The sequence below is a fragment of the Streptomyces cyaneofuscatus genome (assembly GCF_033109485.1).
Lineage (GTDB): Bacteria > Actinomycetota > Actinomycetes > Streptomycetales > Streptomycetaceae > Streptomyces > Streptomyces cyaneofuscatus.
In genome coordinates, this window is sequence record NZ_CP137002.1 from 439,092 (window position 1) to 464,003 (window position 24,912).

The following is a 24,912-nucleotide window of genomic DNA, read 5'->3' on the forward strand; positions in this document are numbered from 1 at the left end:
CAGGGATGCACAGAAATTTCCATGCCTCATCATCACTCCCGTGACCTCCCCTGCCCGGGCCCTTCCGCTGTGGCGATCGTCCTGTCCGAGGACGATCGGAAGGAACTGGCGGCCCGGGCAAAACGGCCGGACCGGCGGCGGGCCGAACGGGCCCGGATCGTCCTGGCGTGCGCCGACGGCATGTCGAACATGGGCGCCGCCCGGTCCCTCGGGGTCGCGGTCAAGACCGTCGCCAAGTGGCGCCGCCGCTTCGCCGCCGAGGGGATGGCGGGGCTCGACGACGCCTGCCGGATCGGCCGGCCCAAGGCCGATCTGGTCCTGGACGACGCCGAGCGGGCCCAGTTGACCCGCTGGGCCAGGCGGGCGAAGACCGCCCAGTTCCTGGCACTGCGCTCGAAGATCGTGCTGCGCTGCGCGGAGGGCGGGACCAACCGGCAGGCGGCGGCCGACCTCGGTATCGACGAATCGACTGTCGAGCGGTGGCGGGCCCGGTTCATCGCCCACCGCCTCGACGGCCTGCGGGACGAGCCCCGGCCGGGGCGGCCGCCGTCGATCCAGCCCGATCAGATCGAGGAGGTCATCGTGGCGACCTTGCAGACCAGTCCGGGCCTGGACACCCACTGGACCCGCGCCGCGATGGCCCGGCGCACCGGGCTGTCGGAGTCGACGATCGGGCGGATCTGGAAGAGGTTCGACCTCAAGCCGCACCTCCGGAACGAGTTGCGCGACGCCCTCTCCGGGCCCGGTGACGCACGGAGCGCACCGGACCCGGCGGCGGCAGGGCCCTCGGGGGACGGGGTCAGACCGTAAAGCGGTGGCCCCGGAGCCAACGGCGAAGACAGGAAAGACCGCGCAGCCGTCCTCCATCCGCAGGTGCCGGGCCCCACTGCGGGTGACGGCGCCGCCCGTCAGGTGCGGGCGGGAGGTCTCCGGGCCAGGTACAGGCCGACGCCCAGGGCCAGGGCCAGCACACACCCGGCGAAAGTCAGCCCGGCGTTCCTGAGCCCGAGCCAGAGGGTCAGCGCGCCCACGCCCACCACCGGCAGCGAGATGCCCAGATAGGCGATGACGAAGAACGCTGACACCGTCGCGGCCCGGTGCTCGGCCGGTGCCGCTCCACTGATCGCCGTCACCGCGCCCCGGAACGCGAGCCCCTGCCCCAGGCCGCCGCAGAGCGCCCCCGCGACGAGCAGCGGCAGCGAGGCGAGCAGCAACGAGGCCGCCACCAGCACCAGTCCCACGACCAGGACGAAGCACCCGCCCGGCAGGGCCCGCCGCTCCCCCACGCGTCCCATGAGCGCCTGCCCGGCCGTGGAGGCGAGGAAGACGGAGAAGACGACGAGTCCGGCCAGGGCGAGGTTGTGCACGTCGAGCGTCTCGGCCACGAACGCCGGGGCGACCGCCGTGAAGAGGCCCAGCAGGGAGAACCCGGCGAAGGCGGCCAGCGCCGAGGGGGCGAACACCCCGCGCACCTGGGGCGGGACGGCGAGGCCTTGCGGGTGCAGCCGGAAGCGTCGTACGGGGGAGGTGACCGTTTCGGGCAGCAGCCAGGTCAGCACGGCGGCCACGGCGATCAGCGCCAGGTGGGCGACGAAGGGCAGCGTCAGGGGCCGGGGGGCGTACTCGGCGAGGAGCCCCGCCAGGAGTGGGCCGCAGCCGAGGCCGCCCATGTTCGCGGCGGTCGCGGCGAGGCCCGCTCTGGCCTCACGCCCCGGTGGCGCCAGTTCCATCACCGTGACGGTCGCGGCGCCGCTCAGCAGCCCGGCGGCGAACCCCGACAGCAGGCGGCCCGCGAAGAGGGCCGGGAGCCCGCCCTCGAAGAGGAAGCAGAGGGCACTGGCCGCGGAGAAGCCCAGGGCGGCCAGGAGGACGGGCCGTCGCCCCGTCTCGTCGGAGGCATTCCCGGCGAGGAGCAGGGTGGCGATGACGCCGAGGGCGTAGACGGCGAAGACCACCGTCACCATCAGCTCGGAGAAGCCGAGCTCCTCCCGGTAGAGCCCGTAGAGCGGGGTGGGCAGGGTGGTGCCCGCCATACCGATGGCGAAGACGGCGGCGGCCGCCGGATAGCCCAGGCGGCTCATGAACCCTCGGGAGAGGCGGCCGGGGTGATGTGGCTGAGCACGCACCGCCAGTCGCCGTCCCGCCGTACGAAGACGTCCGTGGTCCATTCGTCGGCGTCGAAGCGGTCGCCGCCGTAGTGGGCGGTGTTCGTGATCCGCGCGGTGACGACGGCGGTGTCCCCGTGGACGCGGATCCTCGGCGGGGTGATCGCCCGCATCGCCGAGTGGGTCAGGTCGCCGGAGGTGACGAAGGCCAGGAAGGTGTCGCGGTCGGTGATGCCGGACTCGGAGACGATGACCCACTCGTCCGCCATGAAGGCGGCGATCCGCTCGGCGTCGTTCGCGACGATCGCGGCGGCCCAGTCGTCCACGGCGGAGGCGAGCAGCGCGTGGGTCGCCGGGTCCGCCGCGCCTTCGGGGCTGTCCGGGGGCGGCCCGGGCCGGTCTCCGCTGTCTCGCATTTTTCGAGCGTAGCCGTGGGGGGCGCGGGCCGCAGTTCAAGACCCGCGCCCCCCATGGCCTGCCTCAGCGGCGGTGTGGCGTCAGCGCCATCCGCCGTACCGGCGTTCGAATCCGGCGAACGCCGCTTCCTGGCGCCACTGGGTCGCGGCCTTCGCGTTGCCCTCCAGGTGGCGGACGCAGTCCGGGGCGGGCGGGACGATGCCCGGCCGGGCTCCGGCGCAGGCGCGCACCGGGCGGTAGCCGGCCCGGGCCGATCCGGTGGCCCACAGGCCGTCGCCCTCGAGGAAGGCGTACTCCAGCGAGGCGCGGGCCAGGTCCTTCAGCTCGGGGTAGCTCAGGCCGTAGGTCTCCCGGGCGTACCGGTACTCATGGCTGATGTCGATGCGCGAGACGCCGGGGTCGTCGGTGGCCAGGACCACGGGGACGCCGTGGTGGCGGTAGGCGTTGAACGGGTGGTCGTCGCCGGCCACGCCGAGGATCTGCTTGTTGCTGCTGAACGGGACCTCGACGGCGACACCGCGCCGGGCCATCGTCCGGGCGAGGCCGCGCCAGTCGTCCTCGTGGACCAGGTCGACGCCGTGGCCGATGCGTTCGGCTCCGGCCACGAGCACGGCCTCGCGGATGTGGAAGGTGAGGTCCTCGGGCTTGACCAGGCCGGGCGTCAGCTCACCGGCGTGCAGGGTGATGCGGACGTCGGGGTACTGGCTGCGCAGGTATTGGAGCATCCGCATCTGGAGGCTGTAGTTGCGCAGCGCGCTCTCGCCGTCCTCCGGCTGGACGAGGTTGACCGCGACGAACCGCGGGTCGCGTTCGGCGAGCCGCAGGCCGACGGCCATCTGGGTGAACACGCGCTCGTTCGAACTGCCCCGGGAGACCTGGGAGATCCACCGTACGGGGAGCCGGCAGCCCGGGTCGGGGCGGCGGGTGTCGCAGTGCGCGGCCTCACGGAACTGGGCGTCGGCGGCATCGGCCTCGCGGACGGCCTCGGTGACGACCTTGTCGAGCTTCCCGCCGGCGACGAGCTTGCGGTGGAAGGCGGCGAGGTCGGTGTCGTAGCCGACGGACTCGGCGAGCTTCCGCGCGCTGTCGGAGGCGGGGGTGACCAGGGTCTCCAGATAGAACTGGTTCTGCTCCACGACGGTGTTGGCGACATTGGCGAGCAGCTTGCCGCGATCGCGCGTCGCCTCGCCGAACTTGCCGAACGTGTCGAAGAAGTGGTCGTGGCCCGACTGGTCGGCGGGGAAGTCCTGCATCGACCAGGCCCGGACGATGCGCTGCCGGAACTGGCTGTCCGTACGGGCGTCGGCGGCCGGTCGCGTGCCGGGTCCGCAGGGCGGGCGTACGGCGGTGTCCGTGGCGTCGATGCAGAGCCCGTTCTCGCCCGCGAGCTGGATCAGGTACTCGGTGGTGACCGCGCCGGACAGGTGGTTGTGGAGGTCGCCGCCCTTGGGCAGTGCGGTGAAGAAGGCCTGCAGCCGTTCCGGGTCGCTCCGCAGGGCGTCGAGGTGGGCGGCGGTCCGGCGCTCGGCCGGGGTGATGGAGCGGTGCTGGGGCTGCGCGGCCGAGGTGGGGGCCGGGTCCTGCGCGGGTGCGGCAGCGGCGGCCGGGACGGTGGGGAGGAGGGTGAGGAGAGCGAGGGCGCCGATCCCGGCCGGGACCAGGGACTTGGGACGATGAGCCGTCCGAATCGAGTTGATCACCGCCGAATGATCGCGTCGCCGGGCCCGCTTCCCCGCCCGAACCGCATGGATCAGGAGCAAGATCCACTCGTTCGAGTGGGGAAGCCGTGGCCACCCCTGCGCTACCGGCTCGTTCAGGCGCTGGGGGCCAGCACCGCCGTGCTGGGTGCCGGCAGCACCGCCGTACGCTCCTGGAGTGCCGTACGTTCGCGGAGTACGGCGGAGAACCGGTCCGTGACCTCGCCCAGGGCCTCGGCCGTGGGCGCCGCGAGAGCGACCGTGCCGTCGGCGTTGACGGTGATGTCCTTGTCCAGGGTGAACCAGCCCGGTACGACGTGCGCGGCGCCCATCGAGGTCAGCACCGGGCGCAACGCGTAGTCGATGGCGAGGACATGAGCCGTGCTGCCGCCCGTGGCGAGCGGCAGCACGGTCTTGCCGGTCAGCGCGTACTGCGGGAGCAGGTCCAGCAGCGACTTGAGCAGCCCCGAGTAGGCGGCCTTGTAGATCGGGGTGCCGATGACCACCCCGTCCACCCGGTCGAACAGCGCGGTGGCCTCGACGATGGCCGGGTGGGCGAAGTCGGCGCCGAGCAGGGCGTCGGCGGGCAGGGTGCGCACGTCCAGGGAGACCACGTCGTGGCCCTGGCCCCGGAGCCGGTCGTCGAGGTGGAGCAGGAGGCGTGCGGTGCGGGAGGTGGCGGAGGGGCTTCCGGAGACGGAGAGGACGGTGGCCATGAGGTGACCTTTCGGGATGCGGTCTTCGCAAACGGCTTGGTTGTTACGGCAGTTCGCTGGGGTACTACGGCGGTTCAGGTGCGGACGGCCGGGCTCACCAGGCGGTGGACTCCACCGTGACGAGCGGCACGAGTTCGTTGCGCAGCGCCTCCAGGAACGTGACGATCTCGGCGGCGACCGAGCGGTGCTGCATGTCGTTGAGGACGTCGTGGTGGGCGTCGCGCACGATCGAAAGGCGGGCCCGGGGTAGGGACTTGGCGGTACGGGTGAGGGCGTCGCGGTCCGCGAGCGGATCGGCGTCGCCGGTCAGGATCAGCGCCGGGACCTCCGCCTCGCTCTCGTACGCCGCCGTGAGCAGGGCCTCCGGCACCGCCTCGTCGAGTGCGCCCCGGCGGAATCCGGAGTCGCCGGAGAGCGTGGAGCGGTGGGCGGGACAGAACGTACGGACGTCGAGCTCGTCGTCCCAGTCGGCGGAGGCGGCGGTACGCGCGGGGAGCCCGGCGAGGACGACGGCGTCGGCCGCCGCGCTCTCGCCGCTCCCCAGGAGTGCCGCCACCACGACCGCCCCGGTGTCGGCGCCCACCAGGACCACCGGGCGGGCGACCCCGTCCGGGCCCGCCGTGCCCGCGACGGCCTCGGCGACCTGGGCGCCGAACCGGGTGAGGGAGCCGGCCGGGTCGTCGGCGTCGAGGCGGACGGCGTCCACGACCCGGACCCGGTAGGCGTCGGCGGCGAGCCGTCGGCCCAGCCGCGTGTAGGTGTCCCGGGTCTCACCCCGGCCGGGCACCACGACGACCGTGCCGCGGATGGCGGGCCCCTCGGGGCCGTGGTGGTCGGTGTACTCGGCGTGCTCGGTCATCTCGGGCTCCTGGCTCGGTGGGGGGGGAGGGGATCAAAGGACACGCTGGGCGGGGACGGGCCCGAGGGCCTCCGCCGCGGTGCCGGACCGGGTCCGGCCCAGCACCCGGTCGAGGACCGCGCGGGCGCCGCCGTCGGGCAGCACGGAGCCGCGCCAGGCGACGTGCTGGTCGGGGCGGACGAGGACGTACGAGGTGCCGTAGACCGCGCGGGCGTCGGGGTCGGTCAGGTGGATCACCGTCAGCGGCAGCGACCGGGCGGCCGCCTCCTGGGTGAAGGCGTCCTCGACCGCCCGGTCCCGGGTGCCGCCTTCGGCGAACTGCACGACGGGGCCCTCGGTGAGGACGAGCAGGGCGAAGGACGTGCCGATGCGGTCGTGGAGGGTGGAGCCGTGCGGGTCGATCCGGCCGTCCGGCGCGCGGTGACCCGGCCGGGGATCGTCCTCGTACACGTCGGGCCGCCAGCCCGGTTCGGAGGCCAACTGCCCCTCCTCGTACCAGATCACGTCCGACGCGTCGTACCGCTCGTCGAAGGTGACCCCCGCTCCCCCGGCATGGTCCCGGCGCAGCCGCTCGCCGATCTCGGCCCGCCGCCGTACGGCCTCGTCGCCGAGGTCGGCGTCGTCCGGGATGCCGCCCGCGCGGATCTCGGCCAGCGTGGCCTGCGAGCGGCGTGACCGCTCCAACGAGTGGTCGGCCACCCGCCAGTTGTGCGGCCGGCGTTCCTGGTCGTAGGAGTCGAGGAGCGTGTCGGGGGCGTGGCCGGCGAGGACGGCGGCCAGCTTCCAGCCGAGGTTGGCGACGTCCCCGATGCCCTCGCCGAGGTTGCCGCCGGGTGTACGGACGTGGGCGGCGTCCCCGGCGAGCAGGACCCGGCCCTTGCGGAACGTCGTGGCGATCCGGGTGGCGTGGTAGAAGGTCGTCGCGGAGACCAGGTCGAGTTCGAGGTCGAAGCCGAACGCGGCCCGCCCGATCTCCAGCAGCTCGTCCTCGGTGGGCTCGTGACCGAGCGGGTACGGTCCCGCGTACACCCGCCACTCGCGGGTGCTGACGGCCGCGAGGAAGCCGGACGCCCGGTGGTTGAACACGATGTTGGTGGCGCTCGGGGCCGCGCCGACCCGGTCGGAGATGTCGCCGGTGCGGACGATCAGGCGCAGCCGCTTCTCGGTCGCGTGGTCGCCCTCCCGGTCGATCCCGGCGAGCCGGCGGGTGGTGCTGGAGCCGCCGTCGGTGCCGAGGACGTACGCCGCCCGGACCGTGCGCCGCTCCCCCGAGTCGACGTCCACCACCCCGCCGCGGACCCCCTCGGTGTCCTCTGCCAGCTCCCGGAGCTCCCATCCTCCGGCGACGCTGACGCCGTGTTCGGCGAGGTGGTCGAGGAAGACCTGCTGGAGCACGGTCTGCGGGCGGCGCAGCGCCTCGTCCGCCGCGTGGTCGGGGGTGCCGGAACCACGGAACGACGGGCGGGACACGGGGACGAGTTCATGGCCGGTGAGCGAGGTGACCAGCCGGGTCCCCCGGTTCCACTCCGGCGGGTAGGTCCAGGCCTCGCGGATGCGCTGGAGCAGGCCCCAGCGGCGGAAGTGTTCGACCACGCGGGGGGTGTGGCCCATCGCGCCGGCCCGCACCAGGGTCGCGGTGCGGGCGCCGTCGACGACGGCGACCCTAAGGCCCCGGGCGGTCAGTTCGGTCGCGGCGGCGAGGCCGACCGGGCCCGCGCCGACGATGAGGACGTCGACGGTGGCCGGGGGTCTGCCGACGGGGAAGCGGACGGTGTGGACGTCGCGGCCGCCCGTCGCGGGGAGCTGGGGCATGGCGGGGCCTTAGCCGCCCGCGAGTTCGCGCTCGCGGGTGTGGCGGTTGGCGGGGATGGGCAGGCCGAGGTTGCCGCGCAGGGTGTCGGCCTCGTACGCGGTGCGGAACAGCCCGCGCTTCTGGAGCAGCGGCACGACACCGTCGACGAAGAGGTTGAGGTCGTCGTTGTTCCGGAAGGCGAGGTTGATGCCGTCGAGGGTGCCCGCGTCGTACCACTTCTCGATGGTGTCGGCGACGGTGTCGGGGGCACCGACGAACGGCGACTGCCGGAACGCGTTGGCCTCTTGCGCGACTTGACGCAGGGTCAGCTTCTGCTCCCGGGCGCGCTCGATGATCCTCGCCGCTCCCGTTCGGCCTCCCTTCTCGGCGAGGTGGGCGACGTCGGGGAAGGGGGCGTCCAGGTCGTGGACGCTGAAGTCGTACGCGCCGAAGGAGCGGCCGAGCAGGGCGAGGTTGCGCTCGAAGTCGTTGTCCTCCTCGAATATCTCCCGCTCGCGGCGGCGGGCCTCCTCGTCGGTGGAGGCGACGATGGGGCCGCCGTGGATGAAGACCTTGATGTGGTCGGGGTCGCGGCCGTGGGCGGCGGTGCGCTGCTTGATGTCGGCGTAGTACTCCTGCGCCTGCTCCAGCGTGCCGCCGGGTGCGTAGATGCCCTCGGCGACCCGGGCGGCGAGGTCGCGGCCCTCGGCGGAGACCCCGGCCTGGAAGATGACGGGCTGGCCCTGCGGGGAGCGGGAGACGTTGAGCGGTCCGGCGACCTTGAAGTGCTCCCCCACGTGGTCCAGGGCGTGCAGCCGCTCGGGGTCGAGGAAGAGGCTCCGCTCGACGTCGGCGGGGAAGGCGTCGTCCTCGTAGGAGTCCCACAGGCCCCGGGCGACCTGGACGAACTCCAGGGCGCGGCCGTAGCGGGTGGCGTAGTCGAGGTGCTCGTCGAGGCCGAAGTTCTTCGAGGTGCCGGTGTCGAAGCTGGTCACCACGTTCCAGCCGGCGCGGCCGCCGCTGATGAGGTCGAGGGAGGCGAAGCGGCGGGCGAGGTTGAACGGTGAGTTGTACGTCGAACTCGCCGTGGCGACCAGGCCGATGTGGCGGGTGTGGGTGGCAACCGCCGACAACAGGGTCAGCGGCTCGAGCCGGTTGAGGTAGTGGGCGGGGTAGGTGGAGTTGATGAACTGGCTGTCGACGATGAACAGGGCGTCGAAGAGAGCGTGTTCGGCCGCCTGCGCCTGCTGGATGTAGTAGTTGATGTCGATGCTGGCGTCCTTGGCGACGCGCGGGTCCTTCCAGAGACCGTGCTGGCCGGGGCCGCCGACACCGTAGGGGTGCAGGGCGAGATGGATTCTGCGGGACATGGCCGGTCCTATCGGTAGGTGGTTAGGGGGGTGGGCTCAGGCGATCAACAGCGCGCGCAGGGCCTCGCGTTCGGCGCGGTCGGCGGGCTTTCCCCGCAGGGTGGGGGCGGAGCCGAGGAGCAGGCGGGTGTAGGGGTGCTGCGGCTCGTTGACGACCGCGCGGGCGGTGCCGGTCTCCACCAGTTCGCCCTGGTAGAGGACGGCGATGCGGTCGGCGGTCCCGGCGACGGAGCCGAGGTCGTGGGAGATGAAGACGAGGGCGACCCCGGAGGTACGGAGTTCCTTGAGGATCTCCAGGACCTGGACGCGGTTGGCGGAGTCGAGGGCGCTGACCGGTTCGTCGAGGATGACGAGGCGGGGTTCGGTGACCAGGGCCCGGGCGACGGAGACCCGTTGGCGCTGGCCGCCGGAGAGTTCGCCGGGCAGCCGGTCCAGCAGGTCGGTGGTGAGGTGGACCCGGTCGAGGAAGGAGCGGGCCCGCAGCGCCGCCTCCTTGCGCCGGACGCCCTGGATGAGGAGGGGTTCGGTCAGGGAGTCCTCGATGGTGAGGTCCGGGTCGAGGCTGCGGAGCGGGTCCTGGAAGACGTACTGGATCACGCCGCGCCGCCGCAGGTCGCGCCACTGGCGGGGCCCGTACCCGCTGACCTCCTCCCCGGCGATGCGGATCGAGCCGGCCGACGCGGGGACGAGGCCGAGGACCGTGCGGGCCAGGGTGGACTTGCCGGAGCCCGTCTCACCGATGACGCCGACGGCCTCGCCGGGCGCGATGTCCAGGGTGACGCCGTGCAGGGCGCGGCGACGCTTGCGCCCCCGGCCGTAGTGCACGTCGAGTCCGGCCACCTCCAGGACCGGGCCAGGCCCGTCCTCGCGTACGGCGTCCTTCGCCTCCGGTGCCGTGGTGGTGGTCATGACGCCTCCTTCGGCGCGAGGAACTTGTCCAGGCCGTAGCTGTCGTGCTCGGCGATGAGCAGCCGGGTGTAGTCGTGCCGCGGGTCGTGGAGCACCGCGCGGGTCTCGCCCTGCTCCACCACCTCGCCCTGCCGCATCACCAGGACCTCGTCACAGAGATGGGCGACGACGGCGAGGTCGTGGGAGACGACGACGAGGGCGAGGCCGGTGCGCTCGCGCAGCTCGGCGAGGAGGTCGAGGATCTCGGCCTGGACGGTGACGTCGAGGGCGGTGGTCGCCTCGTCGGCGATGAGGGCCCGGGGTTCGACGGCGATCGCGGCGGCGATCAGGACGCGTTGGAGCATGCCGCCGGAGAGCTCGTAGGGGTACTGCCCGTAGACGAGTTCCGGGTCGCGCAGCCGTACGGCTCCGAGCAGATCGACGGCGCGGCGGCGGGCGGCCCTTCGCCCCAGCCCCTGCTTGACCCGGATGACCTCGGCGATCTGGGCGCCGACCTTGATCGCCGGGTTGAGGTAGGAGGCAGGGTCCTGGAAGACGGCGCTGATGGTGGCGCCGCGCAGGTCCGTCCACTGCCGGGGGGTGAGCGTCGCGATGTCGGTGCCCGCGAGGTCGATGCGGCCGGCCGTGATCTCGAAGTGCGGGGGCAGGATGCCGAGCGCGGCCCGGCAGGTGAGGGTCTTGCCACTGCCGGACTCCCCGACGATCCCGACCGCCTTGCCGGGGGTCAGCTCGAAGGTGACGCCGTGGACGATCTCCCGTTCGGTGACCCGGTCGGTGATGCGTACGTCGTGGAGTGCGAGGACGGGTTGGGCCGCCTCCGGAACGTCCCGGGCGTCGAAGGTCTTCTCGGCGGTGCCGGCCGGGCGGGCGGTGAGGGTGTCGGGGGTCAGCGGGCTCATCGGGAACCTCCGGCGGGGTGGGGTCCGGCCGCCGCCTCGCGGCGGTTGGCGCGGGCCTTGTGGTCGTTGGCCAGCGCCCGGCCCGCCTCACCGGAGACGTCGCGGATCGCGTCGGCGAGGAGGTTGCAGGCCCAGACGGTGACCATGATCAGCAGTGCGGGTGCGACCGGGGCCCAGGGGCGGTGGCTGAGGTAGCCCAGGTCGGAGGCGAGCAGCCCGCCCCAGGTGGGCTCGGGCGGCTGGACGCCGATGCCGAGGAAGGTGAGGCTCGAGACGATCACGAAGCCGACGCCGATGGTCTGGGCGAGCGCGACAGCGATCGGCGGGAGCACCTTGGTCCACACATGGCGGCGAACGATCCAGCCGATGGAGGCGCCGGAGACGATCGCGGCTTCCACGTACGGGGAGCGGGCGACGGCCAGGGTGGCGGCGCGGGAGACCCGGTAGAAGAGCGGGGAGACCAGGACTCCGGTGACAAGCATGGCCTGGGTGATGCCGTTGCCGAGCAGGGCGATCACCGCGATGGCGAAGAGCAGGAACGGCAGGGCGACCAGCGTGTCCGCGATGCGGAGCGTGAACCACTCGAAGGCGCGGCCGAGGTAGACCGACAGGATGCCGGGGATCGCGCCGACGACGAGGGCCACCAGGGCGACCTCCAGCGAGCCGAGCACGCTGACGCGGGAGCCGTCCAGCAGGCGACTGAGCACATCGCGGCCGAGGTAGTCCGTGCCCAGCCAGTGGGCGGCCGAGGTGGCCGCGAGCGCGTTGTCGCTGGTGGCCAGGGGGTTCTGCGGGGCGAGCCACGGGCCGAGGAGCGCGAGGAGCGCGATCAGGGCGAGGATGGTGACGGCGATCCGTCCGGAGTTGAGTGCGAGAACGCGGCGCACCATGGTCACACCCCCCGCTGGGAGGCCGGCATCACACGGGCCAGCACCAGGTTGATGATGAGGTTGAAGGAGACGACCAGGGCGATCGAGACCACCAGGACGCCCTGTACGGCGGGTACGTCACCGGCCTGCGCGGAGTCGTTGGCGAACCGGCCGAACCCCTGGAGGCCGAAGATCCACTCGGTGACGACGGAGGCGCCGACCAGGGCCGGGAACTTCTGCCCGAGCGTGGCGAGCGTCGGGCCGAGGCCGTTGCGCAGGACGTGCCCGAAGAAGATCCGGCGCGGGCTCAGTCCCCGTACCACCGCGCCCGTCACGTAGTTCTCCTGGTAGGCGCCGATGAGGCTGGAGCGCAGCTGGCGTGCCACATCGGCGATGACGTCGAAGCTGAGCGCCAGGGCGGGCAGGGTGATGTGGGCGAGCCAGGGACCGACGCCCTGCTCCGCCGGGATGTAGCCGGCGGAGGGGAAGAACCCGAACCCGACGGCGAGTACGGCGACCAGCACGATGCCGACGACGAAGGCGGGCATCACCGAGATCACGGTGACGAACCCGGTGATCGCCCGGTCGATCGCGGTGGTCCGCCGGAGCGCCGCGACCGTACCGAGGACGAATCCGACGACCACTCCGATCACCAGGGCGAACGTGGCGACCGAGAGGCTCACCCCCAGGCCGAGGCCGATGAGGGTGGAGATGTCGGCGCCGTTCACCCAACTGCTGCCGAGCTCACCGTGCAGAACGCCGCTGAACCAGTCCCAGTATTGAGTCAGGAAGGGCTTGTCCAGCCCCCACTGGGACTCGATGCGGGCGATGGCCTCGGGGGTGGCGTCCTCCCCCAACTGGATGCGGGCCGGGCTGAGTCCGCTGAGTGAGCGGAGTGCGAAGGTCACGAAGGTCGCGACCAGGAAGACCGGTACGAAGATGGCGACCGACCGGGCGAGGACGGCCAGGACGCGGGTGCTCGCGTGCCGTGTCCTGGCCACGGCGACCCCGCGACGGCGGGCAGAGGTGACCGGTGGCTCGGTCGTCGTCATGGGGCTGCCCCCTCTCTGTGCGATGGACGGACGGGCGGATGGGTGGTACTGGAAGAGTGATCGGTGCTGCGGGCAGGTCAGTTGGCGCCGGAGAGCTTCACGCCGGTCCAGTCGATGTGCCCGGGGTTCTTCGGGAGCGCGGAGAGCGCCTTCGTCTTGGCGAAGAGGTTCGGTGAGGCGTACGTGAACACCAGCGCCTTGCTCTCGAGCCCGGCCCGGGTCGCGGCCTGGAGAGTGGCGGCGTAGTCGGGCGAGTCCAGCGGGGTCTGACGGACCTTGGCCACGGCCTCCTCAAACCCGGCCGGCTCGTACGGGGTGGAGAGGTTGAGCGGGCCGTTGGGGCCGAAGTGCGCGGTGAGGGTCTGGGCGGCGGAGTCGCGGCCGGTGGTCCCGTACAGCGAGAACGTCAGGTCCTTGGCGAAGAACGGGGTGGACCAGTTCTTGTCGATCTTGATGGTGACCTTGATGCCGACGGCTGCCAGCTGCGACTGGACGATCTCGGCCTGCGGGTCCTCGGACGGGATGACCAGGTTCAGCTTGAGGTCACCGGGCTGGTGGCCCGCCTCGGCCAGGAGCTTCTTCGCCTTCGCGGGGTCGTAGGGGTAGGCGTTCTCGGACTTCGGGTCGTAGGCCACGTACCCCTTCGGGAAGGGCTGGTCGGTCGGCTCGCCGTAGCCGAAGGTCAGCTTCTGCACGAACTCCTCGCGGTTGACCGCGTGCCGGACCGCGTCGACGACCTTGTCGTTGTCGAAGGGCGCCTTGTTGATGTTGAGGCTCAGGTTGGCGGCGTTGAAGCCGGGCTGGACGAAGACGTCGAGTCCGGCCTTCTTCGCCGCGTCCGCCTGGCTGGGGTCGATGTCGGCGAAGTTGTAGACGCCGGTGCGCAGTCCGGAGACGACCGTCGAGGTGTCGGGGGCGGAGACCAGCTCGACGTTGTCGATGTGGATGTTCTCGGCGTCCCAGTAGTCCGGGTTCTTCTTGAGGACGGCCTTGGTACCGGGGATCAGCTGCTGGACCACGAAGGGCCCGGCCCCGACCGGGTTCTGGTCCAGCTTCTCGGGGTCCTTCGCCGCCTTGGGGCTGGCGATCTGGAGGACGCGCTGACCGAGCAACTGCGGTATCTGGTAGTCGACCTGAGTGAGGTTCAGGGTTGCTTCGAGCCCGTCGGCCTCGACCTTTCCGATCGAGGTGAGGTCGCCGAAGAGCGCGGAGTTCTTCTGCTTCTGGGCGCGTTCGATGGCGGCCTTCACCGCGGTGGCGTCGATCGGTTCGCCGTCGCTGAACTTCTGGCCGGGGCGCAGCTTGAAGGTGATGCGGTCGCCCTTGTCGTTGTACTCCCAGCTCTCGGCGAGGTCCGGGACGGCCTTGCCTTGCTCATCGGTGCGGGTCAAGGAGGCGTAGACGAGGGCGAGTTGGCGGAACTGGGCGCCGCTGCCCGACACGACCGGGTCCCAGTGGGCCGGGAAGTAGGAGGAGGCCCACTTCAGCGTGGCGTTGCCGGTCGCGGACGAGGCGTCCGAGCCGCAAGCGCTCAGGGCCGGGACGAGCAGGGCGGCGAGGGCGGTCCCGAGGGCGGTGGCCCGCAGACGTCCGGCCCGTCGGGCGGGCCGGACGCGGAGTCCCGGGCGGGGGTTCGTGGGTCGTGCGGGCATCTCGGTGTTCTCTCTGTGAGGGGCTCCGGCCGCGGTACGGGGCGGGCGGAGCGGAACCGGGGGCGGCCGGCGCCCACGCCGGAGCCGGACGTGGGGCATCCGGGCAGGGCGGTGGGAGCGTCGGCACGCGTCGGTGCGAGCGCGGTCCGGGACGGTCGACGGCAGCGGTGACGGCGACGGGGTCACGAACGGGGCGCACGGCGAGGGCCGTTGAAGGTGCGCGGGGATGCACGGAAGGGACGCGGAGGAGACAGGGGCCGGCCGGTGTGACGACGGCCGGCGGGGCTGTCGTCGGCGGTCGGGGAGCGCCTGTGGGCCGAAGTGGCGGGGTCGGTCAGCGACAGAGAGCGCTGGAGGTGCGCCGCAGGTCCACGTAGCGGCACATCACGCCGGGGTGCGTCGTGAGCATGCGGCACATCCTGGTGCCGCACGGCACCGGATGTCAATGGACACCTTTTGGTGTCTCATTCGGTGGAACGGCACTCGGCCGCAGCTCAGGGCGTTGCGGCCCTCTACTGCCGGGCGGCGGGGTGGTGTTGGGCCTCGTCGGGGTGCAGCCAAACGGCCCCTTGGGCGGTGTCCACCCGCACCGCGCGCGGCGGCGGCCAGACCCCCTCCGACAGCACCAGCCGCTCCGGCTCGGTGAGGCTCCGATAGCGCTCCAGCGCCCGGTCAGGAGCGAACGGCACGGCCTCCTGGCGCAGCCCCGGGCTCAGCGCGTCGACGGCGGCCGCGTACGCCTCGTACGGCCGCCAGCCGGGCACCGCACGACAGGCGCCCGGGGTCCGGAACAGCAGCGTCGGCAGCGCGTACCGGACTTCGCCGCCGGGGGTCTCCTTCGCCGCCCCGGGGTGCGGCGACCGCTCCCGTACGGAGAACACCTCGGGGACCGGACGGCGCGCCTCGGCCCGGTCGGCGCGCACACTCTCCCGTACGTCGACGGAGGCGGCGTCCCGCGCCAGCCGGCCGGGATCCAGGCCCGGCACCCCGCGTACGGACCGGAGCGCGAGGGCCTCGGTGTCCGCGGGCTCACCGAGGACGAAGACGCTCTCGCGCAGCCGTCGCAGCACCCGCTCGGCGATCTCGGGGCCTTGGGCCTCGGCAGCCCTGGCGACGAGCGAGGAGGGCCAGGAGCTGGCCGCGACCCGGCTCAGCCGATGCGCGCGGGGAGCCTGCGTGTGGGCGGCGATGTCCGCCAAGTGACCTGCGTACCAAGCGGTTTCGGCGGCGGGGTCGGGGGGCGGATCGTCCTCGTCGTCGTCGAAGAGGATGGCGTACGCGCGCCGCCAGTGGACCCGGCCGGCCAGCGCCGCCCGGAGCCGACGGAAGGAGGGCTCGGAGCCCCAGGCCCAGGGGCAGAGCGGATCGGTGTACTCCACCACCTCCAGCGGCGGCGGTCCCTCCGGGGCGGGAGTGGCCTCCAGCAGAGGCGGGCCGTCCGGGTCCGGTGTGGCCGTCACGCGGCGCCGACCTCGGAGTGGTGTTCGCGGGCGCCGGCGGAGAGCCCGGCGGGCAGCAGCGCGGCCAGGGTCAGCCCGCCGAGGACGGCGGCCGCTCCCGCCTCGATCTGCCGCCACACACCGGGCAGCGGCGCGGCGGGACCGGGATAGCCGAGCCCGTCCAGCGGTTCGCCGCGCAGGGTGAGGACGTCGCCGTCGATGGCGCGCACCACGTCGAGGAGGGTGACCTCGTCGGCGGGTCTGCCGAGCCAGTAGCCGCCCTCGCAGCCGCGCTGGCTGCGGACGAGCCCGGCGCGGCGCAACTCGCCCACCACGGACTTCAGGAAACGGAAGGGAATCTCCTGCGAGGAGGCGATGGCTTCGCAGGTGAGCGGACGGCCAGGTTCACGGGCGAGCTCCAGGAGGGCCCGCGTGGCGTAGTCCGCTTTCGCGGAGATATGCATGGCGCTCATCATGCCCGAAAGGCCGTGCGGAGGCCCGGCCTCCGCCGGATTGAGCTGCTACGTGACAGCAGTGTTGCCGCAGATGAACCGCAAAGGACACCTCTTGACATCCTTTTCCGCGCCGCCTTAGCGTCCCCGCCATGAGCGAGCCCCTGACCACCGCAGGCGAAGGTTTCCACCCGCACCTCCACGAGACCCCCGGGGACCGCCCCACCACTCCGCTGCACACCCGGCTGCACCACATCCGCGCGGACGCGCTGGACGGCGACACCGCCCAGACCGGCGGGATGCGCCGGTTCGCGGCCATCAGCGGGAAGACGACCGGCTCCGAGAAGCTGTGGATGGGCCAGACCCATGTCGCACCCTCCACCTCCTCCTCCGACCACCACCACGGCGCCTCGGAGACGGCCATCCATGTGGTCAGCGGGCACCCGGAGTTCGTGTTCCTAGACGACTCGGGCGAGGAGCCGCAGGAGGTACGGCTGCGCACGTCACCGGGCGACTACATCTTCGTCCCGCCGTTCGTGCCGCACCGGGAGGAGAACCCCGACCCCTCCGAGGAGGCCGTGGTCGTCATCGCCCGCTCCACGCAGGAGGCGATCGTGGTCAACCTGCCGCGCCTGTACGCCCTTCCAGCGGATCAGGGCCTCTAGTCACGAGCGCTGGTCGGCGAGCCAGCGGGAGCCGTCACCCTCCGCCTCGTCGTGGTCGGTGGAGACGCTGACGTACCGCCACTTCTCGTCCTCCTCCAGCCGCCCGGCCCACGCTGCACGCCCGTACGCGTAGGAGTCCGAGCCCAGCAGCAGGCGCAGCGGGGGCTCGTCGAGGGCGGAGACGGTGAGGACGGCCTGCGCGACCTTGGCCGGATCACCGTTGGCCTCGGCGGCGAAGTTCTTCATCGACTCGGCCGCGGCGCCGACGGTGGCCCGGTACGGCTCACTGACGGGCGGGGTACTCATGGACGACCCGGCCCATTCCGTCCGCATGCCACCCGGCTCCAGGACGGTGACCTTGATGCCCAGCGGGGCGACCTCGGCGGCCAGGGACTCGGAGAAGCCGCCGACGGCCCACTTGGCGGCGTGGTAGGCGCTCATGCCGGGGCTGCCGATGCGGCCGCCGAGGGACGAGATCTGGATGATGCGGCCGCCGCCCTGGCGGCGCAGTACGGGGACGGCGGCCCGGCTGACGTACACGGTGCCGTAGAAGTTGGTGTCGACCTGCCGGCGGAACACCTCCAGGGTCGTGTCCTCCAGGGCGGCGCGATCGCCCTGGCCCGCGTTGTTGACCACGACGTCCAGCCGCCCGAAGGCCTCGACGGCCTCGCGGACGACGCGCTCGGCGGCGTCGGCGTCGGTCACGTCGAGCCGGGCGGCGCGCACCCGGTCGCCGTGGGCGGCGACCAGATCGTCCAGGGTGCGCGGATCGCGGGCGGTGGCCAGCACCCGGTGGCCGGCGGCGAGTGCGGCGGTGACGATCTCGCGGCCGAGGCCCCGGGAGGAGCCGGTGACCAGGAATACCTTCGACATGGATGAACTCCGTCCGTACGGGATGAGAACGATGAGCACAGGAAAAGGGACGTGCGGGGGCGCGGCACGGACCGTGCCGGACAGTCCCCCGGGAAGCGATGCACAGAGATAACGCAATTCGATTGCGCTATCTCCACGCTAACACGCCACCGCCGTTAACGCAGCTCCCGTGCGTTACGGTGGGGCCATGCAACGCCGCGCCCGTTCGCCCGAGGCCAAGCTCCGCCGGACCGAAGACCTGCTCGACGCCGCCCGGGCGCTCGCCGCCACCCGGGGCGGTGTCCGGCACCTCACGCTGGCGGCCGTCACCGAGGCCGCGGGCCTGCACCCCTCGGCCGTGCGCCGCTACTTCGACAGCAAGGAGGAGCTCCTGCTCGAACTGGCCGAACGCGGCTGGCACGAGTGGAGCCTCCTTCTCACCGCCCGCCTGGCGGACGCCCGCGACCTCACCCCGGCGCAGACCGCGGACGCCGTGGCGGGCACCCTCGCCGCGCAACCGCTCTTCTGCGACCTGCTCACCCATGTCCCGCTGAGCCTGGAGGGCGATGTCGACATCGAGCGGGCCCGCCGCTTCAAGACCAGCTCGTTCACGTCGTACGACGCCATCGTCGACACCCTCACCGGCGCGGGCACCATGACCGGCGGTCAGGTCCAGGACCTCATCACGGTGGCGCTGGGGCTGACGGCCAACCTGTGGCAGATCTCCCACCCCACGCCCACGCTGGCCGCCCTCTACGCCCAGAACCCCCGCTGGGAGCACATCGCCCTGGACTTCGAGCCCCGGCTGACCCGGCTGCTCCGGGCGACGGCCACCGGGCTCACCGCCGGCGGTTAGAGCCTCTCGTTCCGATCAGCCCGCGCCCGCCTCCGGACGTCCGGCGCGGCGCGTCCGGCCGGGCCGGTTCCGTGAGGGTGAGGAAGAGCAGCCAGCTCAGGGCGGGCATCGCGATCAGCGGCAGCAGGGCGGTCCGCAGGGACGTGGCGTCGGCCAGCCGGCCGATCAGCGGGCTGAACAGGCCGCCGACGCTCACCGTCAGCCCCAGGGTGATGCCACTGGCCGTGCCGACCCGGCTGGGCAGGTAGTCCTGAGCCAGGGTCACCTGGAGGGAGAACGGGATGTAGAGGCCCGCCGAGGTCAGGGCGATACACACGTAGAGGGCCGACGCCCCCGGCAGGAGGACGAGCCCCGCGACCGCCCCCACCGTGAGGAGGTAGGACCGGCGCACCACCGTCACCCGGTCCCAGCGCTCGGCGAGAGCGCCGCCCAGGACGGTGCCGACCGCGCCGCCGAGGTAGAGGACGACCAGGGCCGCGGTCCCCGCCGCCGCCCCGCCGCCGGTGCGTTGGCGCACGTAGAACGCGATGAACGTACTCAGGCCGATGAAGACGACGGACCGGCAGACCACGGCCAGGGCGAGCCTCACGAACGAGGCCACATCGTCGGGGACCACGGGTGCCGTGCCCGCTTCCGGGGCTGCTGACGTCCGGCGTTCCAGGCCGCGCAGTACGGGCAGGGTCAGCAGGCTCCCGACGAGGGCGGGGACGACGAGCAGCGGGGTGAGCCCCAGTCCCCCGGCGCCGACGACCACGGCCACCAGGAGGGGCGCGAGGGCGAACCCGAGGTTGCCGCCCAGGGAGAACCAGCCCATCGCCGTATGGCTGCCCCCACTGGCGACGCGCGCCACCCGGGCGGACTCCGGGTGGTACGCGGCCACGCCGACCCCGCCGATGCCCACGAACAGCAGGGTCAGCGCGTAGGAATCGCCCAGCCCGCTCAGGGCGGTCCCGAGGCCTCCGACGAGCGTGCTCACGGGCAGCAGCCAGGGCATCGCCCGGCGGTCGGTCGCCAGGCCGAACAGGGGTTGTGCGACGGAGGAGAGCAGCGACGCGGCGAGCACGATGCCGGAGGCCGCGGCGTAGGTGTAGGCGCGTTCGGCGACGAAGTACGGGACGAGCGCGGCCACAGCGCCCTGGTAGACGTCGACGCACGCGTGCCCGATGGACAGCAGGGTGATTGCCTTGTTTTTCGCCACTCCGCCATCGTCGCCAGGCACCGGCTGTCGGACTTCCGATATAACGACAACCCATGACTGAGATCCGCCATGAGCCGGTCGCCCCGACCCGCACACAGTGGCTGGCGCCCGGTTCGGACATCGACGCCCACCGCCACGACGACCACCAGATCGTCTACGCGGCACGCGGCGTCCTGGCCGTCACCACCGATGCCGGTACGTGGATCGCGCCGGCGAACCGGGCCATCTGGGTGCCGGCGGGCACCGTGCACGCCCACCGTGCCCATGGGGCACTCCAGTTGCACCTGGTCGGGCTACCCGCGACGGAGAACCCGCTCGGGCTGGACGCCCCGGCCGTACTGACCGTGGAGCCGCTCCTGCGGGAGCTGATCCTCGCCCACACCGGCACCCCCGGCGACGACGACAGCCCCGAGGGCCGCCGGCTGCGGGCCGTGCTGCTGGACCGGCTGGCCGCCTCGCCGCAGCAGCCGGTCCAGCTGCCGTCCCCCTCCGACCCGCGCCTGAGGCACATCTGCGACACCCTGCGCGCCGACCCCGCGGACCGGCGGACGCTGGCCGCCCTGAGCAGGGAGGCAGGCGCGAGCGCGCGCACGCTGTCCCGGCTCTTCACCGCCGAGCTGGGCATGACGTTCCCTCAGTGGCGCACCCAGCTCCGCCTGTACCAGGCCTTGGTCCTGCTGGCCGAGGACGCTCCGGTGACCACCGTGGCCCACCGGTGCGGCTGGGCGTCCGCCAGCGCGTTCATCGACGTCTTCCGCCGGGCCTACGGCCACACCCCGGGCAGGCACCTGCCGCGAGGACGCTGACCCCGGTGGGCCCGCCCGGGGCCGCCCGGGCCCGCCCGGTGCCGCCCGCGGCCGCCCGGCGGGGCGGGACCCCCGCTCGGAGGTCCCGCCCGACCTTTGAACGCGTCATACGGCTCGGGGCCGTACGACCGGACTCAGAAGCGGTCCGGGGCGCGCTCCGGGAGCGGCGACCCGGGGAGCTCGTCTCCCTTCCGGTTCTGCCGCGCGTCCGCGTTCGACGCGGCGGTCGCCCGGCAGGTCACGTCCTTCGCCGGAAGCTTTCCGGAGAGCAGGTAGCCCGTGACCGTACCGTCCGTGCACGCGTTGCCGCTCGGGTAGACACCGTGGCCCTCGCCACCGAGGACGGTGACCATCCTGGAGCGCTTCAGGTCCTTGTGGAGGGCCTGGGCGCTGGGCAGCGGGGTCTGCGAGTCCCACTCGTTCTGGACGATCAGGGAGCCGGCCTTGTTGTTCACCACGGTCGCCCGTTCCACCGAGGGGTTCCAGAACGCACAGGGCTTGATGCTGGACGCGAAGTCGCCGAAGAGCGGGTAGCGGCCCTTGTCCGCGATGGCGTCCTGCCGGTAGCGCTCGGGGTTCCGCGGCCAGGCGGCCGAGTTGTCGCCGCACACCACGGCCCAGAAGCTCGCCGTCATGTTGTCCGCCGGCACGTCGGCGGCTTGGCGTGCCGCCCCGGTGGTCCCGGTGAACGCCGTGAGCTTCCGCGCGGCGGCCGGCTGACCGTCCGCGGCCTTCTTCAGCTCCACGAACGCCTCGGTGGCGGTCTGCGGGCTGAAGACCGCCGCCCGCATGCCGATGCGGATGTCATCGCCGGTCAGCAGGAGCCCGTCCAGGTCGATGGGCTTCCTGTCGGCCCGCGCGACCAGCTCCCAGAAGGTCCGGTCGACCTTCTTCGGCGTGTCACCGAGGCCGTACGTCTCCGAACGCGCGGCGGCCCACCCGGTCCACCGGTCGAACGCGGGCTCGGCGCCCCACGCCCACCACTGGACCATGCCCCGCCAGGCGAGCGCCGGGTCGACCGCGCTGTCGAGGACGAACCGGTCGGCGCGGCCCGGGAAGAGCTGGGTGTAGACGGCGCCCAGGTAGGTGCCGTACGAGTATCCGAGGTACGAGATCTTCTTCTCGCCGAGGACCGCCCGGAGCAGGTCCAGGTCGCGGGCGGTGTTGCGCGTGGTGATGTGCGGGAGGGTGGCGCCCGCCTTGGCCCGGCACTTGTCCGCGACCTTGCGCGCCCAGGCGACGTCCTTGGCGTACGTCTCCTTCTTGTACGGCCGCAGCCATTCCTCCTCGTCCGGTGTCAGGCCGCAGGTGACCGGGCTGCTCTCGCCCACCCCGCGCGGGTCGAAGCCGATGAGGTCGTACTTCCGCAGGACGGACTTGGGCAGCTCCTCCCGCAGCGCCAGCGGCATGTAGGTGCCCGATCCCCCGGGGCCGCCGGGGTTGGAGAGCAGCACACCGTGGCGTTTGCCGGGCTCGGCGGTCCTGATCCGGGATATCGCCAGGTCGATCCGCTTGCCGCCGGGTGCCCGGTAGTCCAGCGGGACCTTGATCGTGGCGCACTGGAACTCCGCCGGAGCGGTGGATTCGCATCGCTTCCATCGCGGCTTCTGCTTCGTGTACCGGTCCAGCGCGGCGCCCTGGGCGGCCGACGGAAGCGCGGCGGACGGAGGGGCTGCGTACGAGGAGTCGACCGATGGGGCGGCGGCCGGGGCGGCGCTGGCCGTGGAGGTGGCGAGCGCGGGAGCCAGCGTTGCCGTGAGACTCACGGCCAACAGCGGCACGAGACGTCGTCTGCGCACGATATCGATCCTTCCGGTCGCGTGTATCGGTCGGGAAAGACCCTTCAGGAACCGGCCGCGCCGGCGGATCCCTCCGCGAGGCGCACTTGTCTCCATCCTGGGAATGACGCAAAAGCCGTGTGTGATACCGGAGTTGTAGGCGGTGATCTGGCATCCGGCCGCCGCCGCATATCATCCCGGTGGGGGCTGTCACGGAAATCCGCAGGTGGAGGGCCGTCCCCTGGCGCGTTTCCGCGGCGGAGGGCCGGCCGTGCACACGTTCTTGACTCCCCGTCCCCCAGGTCCCTGGAGCCACCCCATGCCACGCGTCCTCCTCGTCGAAGACGACCGCTCCGTGCGCGAGGGGATCGAGCTCGGGCTGCGGCGGCTCGGGCACGAGGTGCTCGCCACCGCGACCGGCGAGGCCGGTCTGGAGGCGCTGGGGACCTTCCGCCCCGATCTGCTGCTGCTCGACCTGATGCTGCCCGCCATGAACGGCGTACAGGTGTGTCACCGGGTACGCGAGGCTGGGCAGTTGCCGATCATCATGCTGACCGCGCGCGGCGACGACGGCGACATCGTCCTCGGTCTGGACGCGGGCGCGGACGACTACATCGTCAAGCCCGCCCGTGCCGAGATCGTCGAGGCCCGCATCCGTGCCGTGCTGCGCCGTGCCGAGGACCCGGCCGGTGCGCGGCCCCCGGTCGAGCACCACGGTGAACTCACCGTCGACCGCGCCGCTCACACCGTCCTCAGGTCCGGCGCCCCGCTCCCCCTCGCACCGTCCGAACTCAAGCTGCTGCTGCACCTGTCCGCGGTGCCGGAGCAGGTCTTCAGCCGGCAGCGGCTCCTGAAGGAGGTGTGGGAGCTCAGCTACCACAGCGACGTCCGCCTGGTGGACGCCTGTGTGCGCCGGCTGCGCATCAAGATCGGCGAGCCGCCCGGCGCTCCCCGGTACATCCAGACCCTGCGCGGCCTCGGCTACCGCTTCGGCCCGCTGTGAGACGGCCCGCGGCGACCGTCGCGTTCGGGCTGCGCACTCGGCTGGTGCTCGCGTTCCTGCTGGTGGCGGCGGTCAGCGCCGTCACGACCGCCGCGCTGACCTACCGTGAGGCGCGCAACGCGGTCCTCACCCGCGCACAGGACACGGCCGTCGTCTCCTTCCGCGAGGAGGCCGAGCGGTTCGTCCCGGGCCTGCCGCTGGACCCGGACGGGCTGCGGTGGCACCTGTACGACATCGCGGCGCGCGCCAAGCCCCACCCGTGGATCGTCTTCGCCGAGTACGGCTCCGTACGCGCCTCCTCGGGTGACCGGCCCGTCTCCGGGGTGCTCACCGCGGAGCTGCGCCGCGCCGCGCGCACCTCGCCGCACGGCAGCTTCGAGCGGGTCGTCAAGGACGGCAAGGCGTATCTGACGATCGGGATGCCGGTGCTGACCCGGGTCGTCGCCGGTGGCCGCGCGGTGCCGAGCGGCCTCGTCCTGTACGCGGTGATGCCCATGACGAACGAGGAGGTCGACATCGACGCGCTGGTGACCGCCGCCCGCGACGGAGCGCTGCCGGGGCTGGCCGTGGCCCTGGTGCCCGCGCTCCTGGCGGCGCGCAGTGTGCTGCGCCCCGTCCGTGCACTGCGGCGTGCCGCACACTCCATGGGCGGCGGCCGGCTCGACACCCGCATCCCGGTGCGGGGCCGGGACGAGATGGCCGAACTGGCAAGGACGTTCAACGAGTCGGCGGCCCGACTGGAGCACTCCGTACAGGAGTTGCGGGACGCCGGCGGGCGGGCCCGGCGCTTCGCCTCGGACGTCTCGCACGAGTTGCGCACCCCGCTCGCCGGGATGCTCGCCGTCGCGGACGTGCTGGACGAGGACGCCGGGGAGCTCGGCCCGGACACCGCGCGGGCGGTGCGTCTGATCAGCGCCGAGACGACCAAACTGGCCGTGCTGGTGGAGGATCTGATGGAGATCTCCCGCTTCGACGCCCGCGCCGCGGAACTCACCACGGACGAGGTGGACGCGGCGGAGTCCGTACGGAACACGCTGGCCGACCGGCAGTGGCTCGGCCGGGTCCACACCGAGCTGCCCGACGGGTTCCGTATCCGCCTCGACCCGCGCCGCTTCGACGTGGTGGTGGCCAACCTCGTCGGCAACGCCCTACGCCACGGCACCGAACCGGTCACCGTACGGCTCTCGAAACGCGGGGATGCGCTGGTCACGGAGGTGCGTGACTGCGGCCCCGGGATCGCCCCGGAGGCGCTGCCGCACATCTTCGACCGCTTCTACAAGGCGGACGACGCCCGTTCCCGCTCGTCGGGCAGCGGCCTCGGGCTGGCGATCGCCGAGGAGAACGTGACGCTGCACGGCGGCACCCTCCGCGCGGAGAACGTCCCCGGGGGCGGCGCGCTGTTCACCGTGGAACTGCCTTTCGAGGGGCCCACGTCCGGGAGCGGCGCGCCGGACGGTCCGGCGGCCGGTGCGGGCTCGGAAGCTGCGGACAGCCGGGGCGTGAAGAGGTCGGGTAGGTGAGGCGGC

General features: G+C 72.6%; 23 protein-coding genes. 6 read left to right on the top strand and 17 right to left on the bottom strand.

Annotated elements, in window-relative coordinates:
• Nucleotides 1–69 precede the first annotated feature (69 nt).
• The gene (locus R2B67_RS01755) at nucleotides 70–810 is read left to right on the top strand and encodes a helix-turn-helix domain-containing protein (protein WP_317816029.1); all 741 of its coding nucleotides are present in this window, start codon (nucleotides 70–72) and stop codon (nucleotides 808–810) included.
• Nucleotides 811–908: 98 nt separating this feature from the next.
• On the opposite strand, the gene R2B67_RS01760 is transcribed toward R2B67_RS01755, so the two are convergent.
• From R2B67_RS01760 to R2B67_RS01825, 14 genes are all read right to left on the bottom strand, one after another.
• Nucleotides 909–2,081 (bottom strand): MFS transporter, encoded by a 1,173-nt coding sequence (locus tag R2B67_RS01760; protein WP_317816030.1) that lies wholly within the window; start codon nucleotides 2,079–2,081, stop codon nucleotides 909–911.
• Nucleotides 2,078–2,521, bottom strand: coding sequence for a nuclear transport factor 2 family protein (locus tag R2B67_RS01765; protein ID WP_317816031.1), 444 nt, complete (start codon nucleotides 2,519–2,521; stop codon nucleotides 2,078–2,080). Before R2B67_RS01765 ends, R2B67_RS01760 begins: the two co-directional genes overlap by 4 nt.
• 81 nt (nucleotides 2,522–2,602) lie before the next feature.
• The gene (locus R2B67_RS01770; RefSeq protein WP_317816032.1) at nucleotides 2,603–4,222 is read right to left on the bottom strand and encodes an adenosine deaminase family protein; all 1,620 of its coding nucleotides are present in this window, start codon (nucleotides 4,220–4,222) and stop codon (nucleotides 2,603–2,605) included.
• 113 nt (nucleotides 4,223–4,335) lie between these two features.
• Nucleotides 4,336–4,935, bottom strand: a complete 600-nt coding sequence (ssuE, locus tag R2B67_RS01775; protein ID WP_317816033.1) for an NADPH-dependent FMN reductase — start codon at nucleotides 4,933–4,935, stop codon at nucleotides 4,336–4,338.
• A gap of 94 nt (nucleotides 4,936–5,029) precedes the next feature.
• Nucleotides 5,030–5,794, bottom strand: a complete 765-nt coding sequence (locus R2B67_RS01780) for an alpha/beta hydrolase (RefSeq protein ID WP_317816034.1) — start codon at nucleotides 5,792–5,794, stop codon at nucleotides 5,030–5,032.
• Between the two features lie 33 nt (nucleotides 5,795–5,827).
• Nucleotides 5,828–7,606, bottom strand: coding sequence for an FAD-dependent monooxygenase (locus R2B67_RS01785; RefSeq protein ID WP_317816035.1), 1,779 nt, complete (start codon nucleotides 7,604–7,606; stop codon nucleotides 5,828–5,830).
• Between the two features lie 9 nt (nucleotides 7,607–7,615).
• Nucleotides 7,616–8,956, bottom strand: a complete 1,341-nt coding sequence (locus R2B67_RS01790) for an NtaA/DmoA family FMN-dependent monooxygenase (RefSeq protein WP_237329134.1) — start codon at nucleotides 8,954–8,956, stop codon at nucleotides 7,616–7,618.
• Nucleotides 8,957–8,992: 36 nt separating this feature from the next.
• On the bottom strand, nucleotides 8,993–9,865 hold the full coding sequence (locus tag R2B67_RS01795; RefSeq protein WP_317816036.1) for an ABC transporter ATP-binding protein: 873 nt from the start codon (nucleotides 9,863–9,865) through the stop codon (nucleotides 8,993–8,995).
• Nucleotides 9,862–10,764, bottom strand: a complete 903-nt coding sequence (locus R2B67_RS01800; protein ID WP_317816037.1) for an ABC transporter ATP-binding protein — start codon at nucleotides 10,762–10,764, stop codon at nucleotides 9,862–9,864. The genes R2B67_RS01795 and R2B67_RS01800 overlap by 4 nt, the downstream gene beginning before the upstream one ends.
• Nucleotides 10,761–11,654, bottom strand: coding sequence for an ABC transporter permease (locus R2B67_RS01805; RefSeq protein WP_317816038.1), 894 nt, complete (start codon nucleotides 11,652–11,654; stop codon nucleotides 10,761–10,763). Before R2B67_RS01805 ends, R2B67_RS01800 begins: the two co-directional genes overlap by 4 nt.
• Before the next feature lie 2 nt (nucleotides 11,655–11,656).
• Nucleotides 11,657–12,685, bottom strand: coding sequence for an ABC transporter permease (locus R2B67_RS01810; RefSeq protein ID WP_317816039.1), 1,029 nt, complete (start codon nucleotides 12,683–12,685; stop codon nucleotides 11,657–11,659).
• Nucleotides 12,686–12,762: 77 nt separating this feature from the next.
• On the bottom strand, nucleotides 12,763–14,337 hold the full coding sequence (locus tag R2B67_RS01815; RefSeq protein ID WP_317816041.1) for an ABC transporter substrate-binding protein: 1,575 nt from the start codon (nucleotides 14,335–14,337) through the stop codon (nucleotides 12,763–12,765).
• Between the two features lie 512 nt (nucleotides 14,338–14,849).
• Complete coding sequence (locus R2B67_RS01820) at nucleotides 14,850–15,761, bottom strand: DsbA family oxidoreductase (protein WP_398869567.1); 912 nt, start codon at nucleotides 15,759–15,761, stop codon at nucleotides 14,850–14,852.
• Between the two features lie 32 nt (nucleotides 15,762–15,793).
• On the bottom strand, nucleotides 15,794–16,240 hold the full coding sequence (locus R2B67_RS01825) for an RrF2 family transcriptional regulator (protein ID WP_076968353.1): 447 nt from the start codon (nucleotides 16,238–16,240) through the stop codon (nucleotides 15,794–15,796).
• Nucleotides 16,241–16,380: 140 nt separating this feature from the next.
• Here R2B67_RS01825 and R2B67_RS01830 point away from each other — a divergent pair, with 140 nt between their 5' ends.
• Nucleotides 16,381–16,893 (top strand): cupin domain-containing protein, encoded by a 513-nt coding sequence (locus R2B67_RS01830; protein WP_317816042.1) that lies wholly within the window; start codon nucleotides 16,381–16,383, stop codon nucleotides 16,891–16,893.
• Here R2B67_RS01830 and R2B67_RS01835 read toward each other — a convergent pair whose 3' ends face one another.
• Nucleotides 16,894–17,766: an SDR family NAD(P)-dependent oxidoreductase gene (locus tag R2B67_RS01835; RefSeq protein ID WP_317816043.1), complete on the bottom strand. Its 873-nt coding sequence runs from the start codon at nucleotides 17,764–17,766 to the stop codon at nucleotides 16,894–16,896.
• Between the two features lie 187 nt (nucleotides 17,767–17,953).
• Here R2B67_RS01835 and R2B67_RS01840 point away from each other — a divergent pair, with 187 nt between their 5' ends.
• Nucleotides 17,954–18,601 (top strand): TetR family transcriptional regulator, encoded by a 648-nt coding sequence (locus tag R2B67_RS01840; RefSeq protein WP_317816044.1) that lies wholly within the window; start codon nucleotides 17,954–17,956, stop codon nucleotides 18,599–18,601.
• Here the strand turns inward: R2B67_RS01840 and R2B67_RS01845 are convergent.
• Nucleotides 18,585–19,799 (bottom strand): MFS transporter, encoded by a 1,215-nt coding sequence (locus tag R2B67_RS01845; protein ID WP_317816045.1) that lies wholly within the window; start codon nucleotides 19,797–19,799, stop codon nucleotides 18,585–18,587. The two genes, R2B67_RS01840 and R2B67_RS01845, sit on opposite strands and share 17 nt — an antisense overlap.
• A 53-nt stretch (nucleotides 19,800–19,852) precedes the next feature.
• Between R2B67_RS01845 and R2B67_RS01850 the strand changes: the two genes are divergently transcribed.
• The gene (locus R2B67_RS01850) at nucleotides 19,853–20,605 is read left to right on the top strand and encodes an AraC family transcriptional regulator (protein WP_317816046.1); all 753 of its coding nucleotides are present in this window, start codon (nucleotides 19,853–19,855) and stop codon (nucleotides 20,603–20,605) included.
• Between the two features lie 134 nt (nucleotides 20,606–20,739).
• Here R2B67_RS01850 and R2B67_RS01855 read toward each other — a convergent pair whose 3' ends face one another.
• On the bottom strand, nucleotides 20,740–22,404 hold the full coding sequence (locus tag R2B67_RS01855; protein WP_317816048.1) for an alpha/beta hydrolase: 1,665 nt from the start codon (nucleotides 22,402–22,404) through the stop codon (nucleotides 20,740–20,742).
• Nucleotides 22,405–22,702: 298 nt separating this feature from the next.
• Between R2B67_RS01855 and R2B67_RS01860 the strand changes: the two genes are divergently transcribed.
• Nucleotides 22,703–23,386, top strand: coding sequence for a response regulator (locus R2B67_RS01860; protein WP_317816049.1), 684 nt, complete (start codon nucleotides 22,703–22,705; stop codon nucleotides 23,384–23,386).
• Nucleotides 23,383–24,906, top strand: a complete 1,524-nt coding sequence (locus tag R2B67_RS01865) for an ATP-binding protein (protein WP_317816050.1) — start codon at nucleotides 23,383–23,385, stop codon at nucleotides 24,904–24,906. The genes R2B67_RS01860 and R2B67_RS01865 overlap by 4 nt, the downstream gene beginning before the upstream one ends.
• Nucleotides 24,907–24,912: the final 6 nt, after the last annotated feature.